This window comes from Burkholderia sp. BCC1208, assembly GCF_902833095.1.
GTDB lineage: Bacteria > Pseudomonadota > Gammaproteobacteria > Burkholderiales > Burkholderiaceae > Burkholderia.
In genome coordinates this window covers 18,493-30,328 of the sequence record NZ_CADFDY010000007.1, presented here as the reverse complement: position 1 = coordinate 30,328, position 11,836 = coordinate 18,493, and the positions used below count along the sequence as shown (strand labels likewise).

The 11,836-nt window shown below is 66.1% G+C and carries 10 protein-coding genes; 3 read left to right on the top strand and 7 right to left on the bottom strand.

The features are described 5' to 3' along the window. Nucleotides 1–3 precede the first annotated feature (3 nt). From HWX09_RS17475 to HWX09_RS17460, 4 genes are all read right to left on the bottom strand, one after another. On the bottom strand, nucleotides 4–1,053 hold the full coding sequence (locus HWX09_RS17475) for an LLM class flavin-dependent oxidoreductase (protein WP_027780719.1): 1,050 nt from the start codon (nucleotides 1,051–1,053) through the stop codon (nucleotides 4–6). A 53-nt stretch (nucleotides 1,054–1,106) separates the two neighbouring features. Continuing rightward, complete coding sequence (locus HWX09_RS17470; protein ID WP_027780718.1) at nucleotides 1,107–2,060, bottom strand: ABC transporter substrate-binding protein; 954 nt, start codon at nucleotides 2,058–2,060, stop codon at nucleotides 1,107–1,109. 75 nt (nucleotides 2,061–2,135) lie between these two features. Beyond that, complete coding sequence (locus HWX09_RS17465; RefSeq protein WP_027780717.1) at nucleotides 2,136–2,696, bottom strand: GNAT family N-acetyltransferase; 561 nt, start codon at nucleotides 2,694–2,696, stop codon at nucleotides 2,136–2,138. Between the two features lie 431 nt (nucleotides 2,697–3,127). Beyond that, nucleotides 3,128–4,051 carry a recombination-associated protein RdgC gene (locus HWX09_RS17460; protein WP_027780716.1) on the bottom strand — a complete coding sequence of 308 codons (924 nt, stop codon included), beginning with the start codon at nucleotides 4,049–4,051 and terminating at the stop codon, nucleotides 3,128–3,130. A gap of 877 nt (nucleotides 4,052–4,928) precedes the next feature. On the opposite strand from HWX09_RS17460, the gene HWX09_RS17455 reads away from it, so the two are divergent. Beyond that, nucleotides 4,929–5,999 carry a hypothetical protein gene (locus HWX09_RS17455; RefSeq protein ID WP_027780715.1) on the top strand — a complete coding sequence of 357 codons (1,071 nt, stop codon included), beginning with the start codon at nucleotides 4,929–4,931 and terminating at the stop codon, nucleotides 5,997–5,999. A gap of 61 nt (nucleotides 6,000–6,060) precedes the next feature. On the opposite strand, the gene HWX09_RS17450 is transcribed toward HWX09_RS17455, so the two are convergent. Continuing rightward, on the bottom strand, nucleotides 6,061–7,092 hold the full coding sequence (locus HWX09_RS17450) for a succinylglutamate desuccinylase/aspartoacylase family protein (RefSeq protein ID WP_027780714.1): 1,032 nt from the start codon (nucleotides 7,090–7,092) through the stop codon (nucleotides 6,061–6,063). 600 nt (nucleotides 7,093–7,692) lie between these two features. Between HWX09_RS17450 and HWX09_RS17445 the strand changes: the two genes are divergently transcribed. Further along, nucleotides 7,693–9,096 (top strand): OFA family MFS transporter, encoded by a 1,404-nt coding sequence (locus HWX09_RS17445; protein WP_027780713.1) that lies wholly within the window; start codon nucleotides 7,693–7,695, stop codon nucleotides 9,094–9,096. 18 nt (nucleotides 9,097–9,114) lie between these two features. Beyond that, entirely contained in the window at nucleotides 9,115–9,246 is a 132-nt protein-coding gene (locus HWX09_RS17440; RefSeq protein WP_027780712.1) for a hypothetical protein, read from the top strand. 275 nt (nucleotides 9,247–9,521) lie between these two features. Here the strand turns inward: HWX09_RS17440 and HWX09_RS17435 are convergent, their stop codons facing one another. Continuing rightward, nucleotides 9,522–9,797 carry a hypothetical protein gene (locus HWX09_RS17435; protein WP_027780711.1) on the bottom strand — a complete coding sequence of 92 codons (276 nt, stop codon included), beginning with the start codon at nucleotides 9,795–9,797 and terminating at the stop codon, nucleotides 9,522–9,524. A gap of 272 nt (nucleotides 9,798–10,069) precedes the next feature. Further along, nucleotides 10,070–11,620, bottom strand: a complete 1,551-nt coding sequence (locus tag HWX09_RS17430; RefSeq protein ID WP_027780710.1) for a sensor domain-containing diguanylate cyclase — start codon at nucleotides 11,618–11,620, stop codon at nucleotides 10,070–10,072. Nucleotides 11,621–11,836: the final 216 nt, after the last annotated feature.

The following is an 11,836-nucleotide window of genomic DNA, read 5'->3' as shown; positions in this document are numbered from 1 at the left end:
GCGTCACGCGTTCTGGTCAGGGGAAAGGGAGCGGTCGGCCGCGAGAGCCGCCTGCAGCGGTGTGACGGACAGCGCGCCGCCGAGCCATTCGGCCGACGCGAGCCGCGCCGCGTAGTCGGTCACCGGCGAATCGATCACGAACGCGTCGACGTCGAGCCGCCGGCTCAGAGCATCGAGCGCGCGGTGCACGCGTTCGGGCGTATCGGCCAGCACCGTGGGGCGCAGCTCGTCGATCCGGTAGTCGGACGCGCCGCTTTGCCGCGCGAATTCCGCAGCCGCCTGCGCGCTGGCGAGGTTGAAGCTCTGGCCGCCCGCGAACTGCAGCTTGAAGATCTTCAGCGGCCCGATCAGTTGCTCGGCCTCGTCGCGCGTGGGGGCGGCGACCGCGTACAGCGCGACGAGCGGCTTCTTGCCGCCCGCGCTGCGGTATGCGTCGAGCGAGCGTTCGAGATTCGCGTCGTCGCCGTTGAAATGGCCCGCGTAGCAGAAGCGCCAGCCGTTGCGCGCAGCGAGCGCGCCGCTGTCCGGCGAGCCGCCGAGCAGGATGCGTTCGGGTGGTTGCGGCGGCACCGGCATCGCGACCGCGCCGGCGAGCGGATGATCTTCGGCCACGCCCCAGCCGAGAAACGCGTCGAGTTCCGCGAGCTGGCCCGCGAAATCGGGCTTGCGCGCCTTGTCGTGGAACCACTGCAGCGCGCGCGTGGTCAGCGGCAGCCCGCCGGGCGCCTTGCCGATGCCGAGATCGACGCGGCCCGGCGCGAGCGCGGCCAGCAGCTTGAACGACTCGGCGACCTTGAACGGGCTGTAGTGTTGCAGCATGACGCCGCCCGAGCCGATGCGGATGCGCGACGTGTGCGCGAGCAGGTGCGCGACGACGATCTCCGGCGCCGAGCTCGCGAAGCCCGGCGTGCCGTGATGTTCGGCGACCCAGAAGCGCGCGTAGCCGAGCTGTTCGGCGCGTTGCGCGAGCGTCGTGGTGAAGCGCAGCGCATCGGCGGCGTTCGCGCCGTCGGCGATCGGACTCTTGTCCAGCAACGAAAGCGAATAAGACATGGTGAGCGGCGTTCCTGCGTGAGCGTGGATGGACGGTTGCGGGCGCGCGGCGCTCAGCTCTTCGGCAACCCCGGTGGATTCGTGCGCGACTGGTCGATCGCTTCGGACGCGAGGTTCCAGCGGTCGAGCACCTGCCGGTAGCGGCCGTTCTTGATCAGCCCGTTCAGCGCGACGGTCAGCGGCTCGGCGAGCCCGCTGCCGCGGCGCGTGGCGATCGCGATGTCGGCCGTGCGCGGCCAGCCGCCGCTGATCGCGCCGACGAGCCGCGTCTTGCCTTGCTGCGCGCTTTGATACGCGAGCACCGAGTTCACGCTGAACACCGCGTCCGCCCGGCCCGACTGCACGGCGACGATGCGCATCGCCTGGTCGTCGTAGTACTGGATCTGCACGGGTTTCAGCCCGTGCGCGACGTTCTCGCGGTCCCAGGCGAGCAGGATCTTTTCCTGGTTGGTGCCGGCATCGGTCACGATGCGCAGCCCGGCGACGTCCTTCGGCTCGCGAATCGCCTGGATCTTGCTGTCGTTGCGCACGTAGAAGCCGACCTGATCCTTGCGATAGGTCGAGAAATCGAACTTCTGCTTGCGCTCCTCGGTGACGGTCACGTTCGAGATCACCGCGTCGACTTTCCCCGATTCGAGCGCCAGCGGCCAGTCGGCCCACGCGAGCGCGACGATCTTCAGCTTGCGGCCGAGGCTGTCGGCCACGAGCTGGCCGACGTCGGCGTCGAAGCCGATCACCGTGCGAGCGTCGGTCGCATACGAGCTGATCGGCGGCAGGCTCGGCGCGATGCCGATCGTCAGCGTGCCGGGGTCGGCGAACTTGAACGACGCAGGCACCGCGCGCTCGACTGCCGCATCGGCGGCGCCACGCGGGCGGCCGCGTTGCTCGGGGCTCAGGTCGAACGTCGCGGCGGACGCGGCCGTTACGGCGGCGATGGTGCTCAGGCCGATCAGTGCGGTGGCCAGCATGCGCACGGCACGGGATGAAAGCGGTACGGCTCGATGCATGAAAACGTCCTGTCGTGGAAGCGTGGAGAGCGTGGAATGCGGAATGGGCGACATGAAACGCGGGACGCCGTGCACTCAGCGCGGAAGCACCGGTTCGGGCACGGGCGCCCACAAATCGGCCAGCGTCGACGTGCGCGACGGATCGAGAAGGTCCTTGCCGAAGCGCAGGTGGAAATACGCTTCGGGATCGATCGACGAATCGAATAGCCGCGTATAGCCGGTGCGGTCGTACAGCGCCCATGCTTCGGGCTGGCGAAAGCCGGTCGTCAGGTAGAGGCGGCGATAGCCCTGCTGCACGGCGCGCAGTTCGAGCGCTTCGACGATGCGCTGCGCGAGACCCTGGCGGCGCAGGTCGGTGCGTGTCCAGATGCGTTTCAGTTCGGCGGTCTGCGCGTCGTAGCGCTTGAATGCGCCGCCGCCGATCGTTTCGCCGTCGCGCAGCAGCAGCACGAAGGCGCCGTCGGGCGGCGCGAACAGTTCGGCCGGGTAGCGCGCGAGCTCGTCGCGGGCCGACGCGCGGCTGTCGGGGCGGTACGCGTCGTAACGGGTCGAATACTCGTCGATCAGCGCGTCGATCAGCGGCTGCGCGCGGACGTCGAGCGGCGTCGTGTCGATGATGCGGTCGTTCGTGGCCATGGGCATCGCGAATGGCGCGCGATGCGGACGTTCCTGGCAGGGGGCGGGCACGCAGCCCGTCCGGTCCGTTCCGTTATCGCGACGCAGTTGTCGTGATGGCGGCTGCTGTCGTGCTTCGTGCGAGGCATCCGGCGCGCCGCCGCCGTTTCGAACACGTTAGCGGCGCGGCCGGCAAAGGCGAACGAAGCAATTTCGATAAGGATTTCGCGGGAGGTGGAAGAAGGCTTGCAGCGGGAGTGGGGTGGGGGCGAACGGGCGTGGTGGGGAGCCACGTCCGTCTGCGGAGCGGGCGACGTAGATGACCGCCGCGGATCGGCAGAGATGCGAGCGCCCGGCGCGACCCGCCGCCACGGTGGCGACGGTCCGCCTCTCATTCGTCGCATCGGCGCGAAGCCCCGCCGTCGCGGGGCGACGATACTCGACGACGGCGTTCAGGCTGCAGCCGGCTGAGGAATCGAGTCCTGCTGATCGCCACCCAGGATATCGACGAGGCTCGTCAGCATCCGCGCCAGTTCACCCGTCATCAGCGTGACATCCGAGTCGAAGCGCTCATCGTCGTTCTGCGCGGTCGGATCCGCCGCCTCCTTGATCACGTCGAGCGGCGTGACACGCTTGATCGTCAGCGACGGTGTCAGCACGAACGAGATCCGGTCATCCCAGGTCATCGCGAGACGCATGCATTGCTTGCCGGCTTCGATGTGCCGGCGCATGTCGTTCGCTTCCAGCGCGTGGCCGACGTACCGCACCGTGGCGCCGCCTTCGCCGCTCGAGCGCAACTCGGCGTCCTGGTCCACGGTGAATCCGCCCGGCGCGTCGCCGGACAACAGCCAGTCCGTCATCGCGGCGACCGGCGAACGCGCCACCTGAACGCCCGCGAGCGGCAACCCGTCGATCGATTTGACGAGCAGGCTGCGAACGTCGTCGGCGAGCGCCTGTGCTGCGGCATCGATGACGAGCCAGCCGTTCGCCGTGTCGATCCACACGCGGGTGTCGCGGCGAATGCTGAACGCGCGCGGCAGCAGTTCGTCGGTGACCTGTTCCTTGAGCTCGCGCAGTTGTTTCCGGCCTACCTTGAAGCCCTGCTGCTCTTCGACTTCGAGCGCGCGCGCCTTGGTCACCTGATTGACGACCGATGCCGGGAGCAGCTTCTTTTCGGAGCGAAACACCAGCAGCATCTGCCGGTTGATCGAATACACGAGCGCGCCGTCGTCACGCGGCGACGCCCATCCGACGCGCTGCATTTCGACGCTGCTGCCCGGCTGGAACGCGTGCGGCGCCAGCCATTTTTCCATCTGATCGGGGGTGACGGCCCAAGGTGCCGGAAGACGATGAAGCTGAAGGTTCTTGAACCACATAGGCGTACGGGCAAAGCGAGTCATTCTATATGACGGGGAGGGTCGGTGGCCGGAAGCGGCCACCGGGTTAGCCGATGACAGCGCCCGGCTCGTACTCGGACGCGGTCATTGGACGGGATACCAGCAAGCTCAAAGGCCGGTGCGCCCGTCGGCGTGATCAACAGAGTCAGGGGCTACGCGTCTCGCTCTTTGCGTTTCAACCTCCGCCAGAATTCGCTGGCCTACCGCGCCGCAAAAGCGCAGAGAGGTCGAGCAACCTTGAATACGTAACGTGACCGTGCGTGAAAGGAATACTTCTTTTTGTGACGCGTTTATGGCGTCCCAAGGTATGCAGATCGCGGGAAGTCGCAAGTTCAGGGGAAAGCCGGGTCGTAGCCATAAGTGTTGAGGATAGAGTTCAACGGCCACGGCAAATCTTGTCCATTTTGATCGGCACGAAACCCAACGATAGGAGCCGTTGGAGACTTGCCTTCCGTCCGGGGCATTCCGGCTTGCCACGTACGGCTCAAGCTCCTTCCAGCCGGACAGCCAGCGCATAGCCTCGATCCCGGAACCATAGAAAACGATCGCGACGATGATGAATCGGACGATATCGAGCATATTCCGTGGAGTCAGGGTGCACGCTCTATGAATCGCTGCATCAGGCCAAAGACTCGCTCGGGCGAGGGGGCATCTTTCTGACCGGGAATTCCCGGCCCCCACGCGACCGTTCGCTTTGCGGATCAAGGATACCAAAAGCTTGACGGCGCCGAAGGCCCCTAACCGATCGGCATTCGGCATCAGAGCGGTTCCGGGCTGTCACCGGCGAGAAAGACAATCGACGGTTGCTTCAAGATTGACGACAATGGAAACCATTCCAACAAGAAGGAAAAAAACAATGATGACTTCCGGCGATGGCCTGACCAGCCCTGCGCGGCTCCTGCGACTCGCTTCATGGGTGATCGCGATCATCTTCGCCGTCTTTCTGAACATGCTCGGCAGCCTCGTGATCCGCGACATGGCGTTCGCTCCGAGCGGCGGTCCGCCGGTCGTCGAGCAATTCGCCGATGCGCCGACAAAAGCGCGGCTGGATGCGGCGCGGCGCCAGTTGCTGGCGCAGCGCGACGCGCTTGCCGAGAAAGTCGACACGATGGAAGTGGCGCGTGGCCGCGCCGCGAAGGAATACGCGGCCGAGAAGGAAAGTTTCCGCAACTGGCTGGCCACCCGCGCGGTGACGGGAGGCGGTGCGAGGGACCCGGACATTCTGGCGAGAACGCGCAAGCTCGATACGCTCCAGGCCGTGGTGGTCAACTGGCAGCATCAGATCGATGCGATCGGCGACCAGCAACGGGCATTGGCATCGCAGCAAACCCAAGTCGACACGCAAATCGCCGAAGCGAACGCAGCAGCCGAACGGCGCTTCGACGAAGCCACACGGCACTACGAGATGCAGGTGTTCGGGCTGCGGCTGGCACTGACGCTACCGATCCTGCTGGTTGCGATCTGGCTGTTCATCCGCTACCGCAAGGCGCGCTACTGGCCTTTCGTGTACGGTTTCGGCCTGTTTGCGCTGAGTGCGTTTTTCATTGAACTGGTCCCGTACTTGCCGAATTTCGGCGGCTATGTCCGGGTCCTGGTCGGCATCGTGCTCACGGTGTTCGCCGGTCTTTACATGATGAAGGCGTTTCAGCGCTATGCCGAACGCAAACGGCTCGAATTGCAGCAGGATCAGGGCGAACGCGCGCGCACGATCGGATACGAAAAAGCCGTCCGGTCACTCGAGAAAAAGCGCTGCCCGTCATGCGACAAACAATGGAATCTCGGCGGCGACGATTCCACTTTCTGCGTGCATTGTGGATTGAAGCTTTTCAACGTATGCGAATGCGGCGGCCGGAATTTCTTCTTCTTCCCGCATTGCCATCAATGCGGCGTCGCGCAGGGAAACGAGTCGCCGGTGTCGTCCGACTGACGGTTAGCGCGTACGCACCGGCGTCGGCGTACGACGGTCGCGAACGCGCCAGTCGGATTCGTCACTCGATGACACGCGGCGGGGTCGACAATTCCGCCAACTGAAACAGGCAATCTCCCCGCCGCACCTGCGCGGGCACACGCTTGCACACCACCTCGCCATCGCCGTTGAACCGGTGCAGCACCGGTTCGCGCAATGGCGTATCGGGAAAATGCACCCACGCGGCCGGCTGCCCGGCCTTCACCTGGTCGCCGAGTTCGACGAGCGGTTCATACAGCCCCCGCTCGTACGCATAGACGAAATGGCGATCGCCGTCGACGCGCATGAAGCGCGTGACGGTCGGCGGCGCGTCGGGCACGAGCGCGCCATGCAGCAGCCCGATGTAGCCGAGGTAATGCAGCAGCCCGTGCCGGCCGAGCCGGATCAGCGACGGGTCGGCCATGCCGGCGCCGCCGAGTTCGGTGACGATCGAGATCGCGCCTTGCCGGCGCGCGGCCGACGCCGAATGCACGGGATTCGGCGCGTGCAGCAGCGCATTCTGCAACCCGAACGCGACCAGCAGCCCGTTGAGCTTCGCGGCTTCGTCGGCGTCGAGCGGATCGATCGCGAGCATGTTGCCGCCCTGGTACAGCAGCGAACTGCCGCCCGAATGCAGGTCGACCAGGTACTGCGCGCGCGACAGCAGCGCGTGCTCGATGTAGTGGGCGATCATCTGCGTCGGCGTGCCGGTCGGGTCGCCGGGAAAGCTGCGGTTCAGGTTGCCTTCGTCGAGCGGCGACACGCGCTGGCCCGCGTCCGCCGCCGGGAAATTCGCCATCGGCAGCAGGATCAACTGCCCGCTGATCATGTCGGGCTCGATCTCGCGCATCAGTTGCGACACGATGATCTGGCCTTCGTACTCGTCGCCGTGGTTGCCGGCCATGACGAGCGCGACCGGGCCGTCGCCGTTGCGGATCGACGCGATCGGGATCGGCAGCCAGCCGTATGCGGAGCGGTGCACGGAGTGCGGCAGCCGCAGGTAACCCGCGTGCTTGCCTTGCGCGTCGAGATCGATTTCGCAGTGAATGGGATTTCGGGGTGAGGAGGAAGTCATGGCAGCATCGTTCGATGAACGGAATCTGCCATCTTATAGAGGAAACGAGCGCTGCGCGCCGCGCCGGGCGCGTTCCGTGCCGAACGCTTGCACGCGTCGATCGAAATACGGTTCCCATCCCCGTTCGATCCCATTCACGCATGCACGGACGCGCGGCGAGCGATTGCGCGGATGGGCCACGACGAGCGATGCGGGGCGCCGCATTCGATGGTTCGTGGCGCCGACCCGTCGCATGATTTGGAGGCGCGCATCGGTCGCGATCACGCGACAAGCGACATTCCGCGAGCCGCTCGCCCGGCGCCGCGGCCGGGGCCCGTCGGGAGCCGACCGGGCAGGGCATTCAAGCCGGTCCCGACTCGCTTCGCCGCCCGGGTCATCCCGAATAGGATAAAAAATTGCATATTGAACATGCAGTTTTGATCAACTAAGTTCTCCAAGGCCGATGCCAAAACGGCCAGCGGATCGACCCGACGCGCCTTTCAATATGATCGCGCGTTGCATATAAGGCGGCGCTCCCGCCAGACGAGCGACGACAGCGCCCGGTCGAAACGCCGACATACAAAACGGATCGCACACGATCCCCCAACGGAGACACCACTGATGAGCAGCGTTATCGAGCCAGGCGCCCCCGCGGGCGCCGCGCCTTTCTTTTCCAAGGAAGCCACCATCGCGCAACCGGGGTTTTCGCGCTGGATGGTGCCGCCCGCGGCACTGGCCGTACATTTGTGTATCGGCCAGGCCTACGCGTTCTCGGTATTCAACGGCCCGCTCACGAAAGTGATCGGCGTCACCGAATCCGCGCCCGGTGACTGGTCGCTGACGACGCTTGGCTGGATCTTCTCGCTCGCGATCTTCTTCCTCGGCTTGTCGGCGGCCTTTGCCGGCAAGTGGCTCGAACGGGTCGGCCCGCGTCGCACCATGTTCACGGCGGCATGCTGCTTCGGCGGCGGCTTCCTGATTTCCGCACTCGGCGTGAAGACGCACCAGATCGTGCTGCTGTACATCGGTTACGGCGTGGTCGGCGGCATCGGATTGGGGCTCGGCTACGTGTCGCCGGTGTCGACGCTGATCCGCTGGTTCCCCGATCGCCGCGGGATGGCGACCGGGATGGCGATCATGGGCTTCGGCGGCGGCGCGATGATCGCCGCGCCGCTGTCCGTCGCGCTGATGAATCACTTCAAGAGCGCGACGAGTGTCGGCGTCGCCGAGACGTTCATCGTGCTCGGCATCGCATACTTCATCTCGATGTCGATCGGCTCGCTCGCGATCCGGGTGCCGCCTGCCGGGTGGAAGCCGGCCGGCTGGACGCCGCCCGCGGTGACGAAGAACAAGATGATCACGTCGAATCACGTGCACATCGACGAAGCGCTGAAGACGCCGCAGTTCTATCTGATCTGGCTCGTGCTGTTCCTCAACGTGACCGCCGGGATCGGCATCATCGGGCAGGCATCGGTGATGATTCAGGAAAGTTTCAAGGGGGCGGTGAGCGCGGCGGCCGCGGCCGGCTTCGTCGGGCTGCTGTCGTTGTTCAACATGGGCGGGCGCTTCGTGTGGGCATCGGCGTCGGACTGGGTGGGACGCAAGAACACGTATTTCATTTTCTTCGCGTTCGGTGCGGTGCTGTATTTCTGCGTGCCGCTGTTTGCGGCGTCGGGGCAGATCGCGTTGTTCGTGCTGACGTTCTGCCTGATTCTGTCGATGTACGGCGGCGGGTTCTCGACGGTGCCGGCGTATCTCGCGGACATGTTCGGCACCGCATATGTCGGCGGAATTCATGGACGGCTGCTGACGGCGTGGGCCGCGGCGGGTATCGCGGGGCCGGTTCTCGTGAACTACATCCGTGCGTATGAAGTCGCGCACGGCGTCGTGAAGGCCGACGCGTACACGATGACGGTTCACATCATGGCGGCGCTGCTCGTGATCGGTTTCGTCTGCAACCTGTTCGTCAAGCACGTGAACGAACGCCATCACATGACCGATGCGCAGCTCGAAGCCGGCAAATAAATTCAGGAGACGCTGGAAATGAATCAGACCGTGACTGCCGTTCGTCCGACCAACAAGGCGGTGCTGGCCGTGTTCTGGCTGTATGTGCTGGTGCCGCTGGCTTGGGGCGTCGTGAATACGTTGACGACGGCGATGAAGTTGTTCGGCTGAAGGGGCGCGCGCGTGGCTGCTTGATGTGGGGGCGGCGTCGGGCATCGACATGCCGTGCGCGCTTTGGCGATCGCGTCGTGATCCGCCGGCGATCGGTGTAGTGTCGCCCACCCCGATCGCGACTGCCCGCGTTCTTCCTGATCGACGAGGATGCCTCGCCGGACCGAGGCGGATGTTGCAGCGATGAACGCATGCCGGCGCATCGGCCGGCAGCATCCACGCGCCGGATGTCGCGCCGATCCCTTGTCGCGACAGGGGCGACGCGTACAACCGGCTTACCGGCCGGATGTTTCAGCTTCGAGACGTCCTTCTTCCCACAGTGCCCAGAAACGGCTGCCGGCGCGATAGGGATTCGCGCGCCGCGCGGCGTGATCGGCGACGCCCTGGCGATACGCGCCGTACAGCGTGAGCGGCGGATTGTCGACGCATGCGGCTTCGTACGCGGCCGGCATCCGACGGTCGGACACGAGCCGGCGAATCAGCGACGCGCCGTCGATCACAGCCTGTTCGTCGATGATTTCGGTTCGTGCGATGACGTCGACGGTATTCATGTTGGGGCTCCCTGAAACGTTCTTTTCCCATCAAGGAGCAATAAGAGTGCCAGCCTCGAAATACCGCCCTCTGCCGCGATCGTGCGGGCTTCTGCAGCCATCTTTGGGCGTGCCGGACAGCGATGTTACGGAACACGTCACGTGACACGCGAACGCGCGGCGCCACGTGGGAACCGGCAAAACGTTTCGGAATTGAATCGTCGGGAGGATGCGGCGGACGCGGTGACGGAAATGCGGAAAGGGGAATGCGCGGTGCGGCGCGCGTCGTCGCCTCAGTTTGCGGTAACCGGCGCCACGCGGCGGCTGCCGCTCGAATAGAAACAGTAGATGCCCTTGCCGGCCGACTTCGCGTCGTACAGCGCGCTGTCTGCCTGCCGGATCAACTCGTCGGGCGAGCCGTGCCCGTCGTCGAGTGCGATGCCGATGCTGATGCCGATGCAGACGGTCTGGCCGATCGACAGCGTGTACGGCGCCGAAATCTGCCGGATGATGCGCGCGGCGAGAATCGAGCACGCATGCATCGTCGTGTCGTCGATCGCGACGATGAATTCGTCGCCGCCGATGCGTGCGGCGAGTTCGCCCGGCGGCAGCGTCTTGCCGAGCCGCCTGGCGACCTGCGTGAGCACTTCGTCGCCGGCCTGGTGGCCGAAGCGGTCGTTGATCGACTTGAAGCCGTCGAGGTCGAGATACATGACCGCGAACGCGGGGCTCGGCAGCCGCGGCCGGCGCGCGAGCATCCGCTTGAGCTGCGCATGCAGTTCGTGGCGATTCGGCAAGCCCGTCAGCGCGTCGTGCCGCGCGAGGTGCCGGATGTGTTGTTCGGTCTGGCGGCGCGCGGTGACATCCTCGACGATGATCACCGCGTTGCCGTCCGGTACGCGGTGGCGCGTCAGTTCGAGCTGGCGGCCGTCGGCGAGCGTGATGTCGAGCGACCCGGGTTCGTCTCGGTTCAGCCAGTTGTCGCACTGCACGGCGAGGCCGGCGCCGCCGGGATCGATCACGGCATTGGCGCCGAGCGCGGCGACGACGGCCGGCAGCGGCGTGTCGAGCATGATCTCGCGCGGCGAGCCGAACAGTTGCGCGGTGCGCCGGTTCGCGACGATCACGCGGCTCTCGTCGTCGATCATGCACAGGCCGTGCGGCATGTAGGTGAGGGCGGCGTCGAAGCGGGCGACGAGTTCGGCGTTGCGCTGGCGCGTGGCGATCAGCGCGACGAGCACGCGGTAGTGGCGCTGCACCACCGTGCGCATCGCCGCGAGATAGATCGCCAGCGGCGGCAACAGCAGCCACGCGCCCGGCCGATGGGCCAGCAGCGCGCCGACGCCGATCGGCAGCACGCCGAGCGCGACCTGCGTCATCGCGAGCCGCGGCAGCGCCGAATTGCGCGACGCGATCCCGCCGAACACGCCGCCCGCGACCATTACCGACAGCGTGCCGAGCTCGACGTCGGCGGCTTGCACGCAGCCCATCACGCCGAGGCCGAGCACGAAGCACGCGACGAGCGACACGGGCGCATAGCGCCTCGCCCAGTATTCGGTACGGTCGTCGCCGGCGTCGCGCCGAACCGCGTAGGCCCGCGCGATCGAGAGCCGCGTGGCGAGCAGGGCGATGTCGACGATCAGCCATACGAGGCACCAGAGCTGCTGCAGCCGCATCAGCGCGACGGCCGCGACGAAGCCGCTCGCGAGCCCGGACATCGCCATCGGGCGCACGTCCTCGAACAGCGTCACGAGCATCGACGGACGCAGCGCGGCCGTCACGCGGTGATTGCCGGAGGGGGGAGTGGCGAGAACGGAGTTCAGGAGAGATGCCCTGACTGCCATGGTCGTTGACCTCGACACGATGTCGCGATGGCTGGCGGCATCCGCACGGCACGTGGCGGGCGCCCGGCCGAGCCGGATGCGCACGACATTACCATGAAAAACCGGCGTCGCGGGCCGCCCGGCAGCACCGCGCACCGCCTCGCGCGGTAGTCGTAAACCACGGCTGCGGGAGGCTTGCGGATTCGTCGGCGCGAAGGCAGCATCGTTGCGAACGGA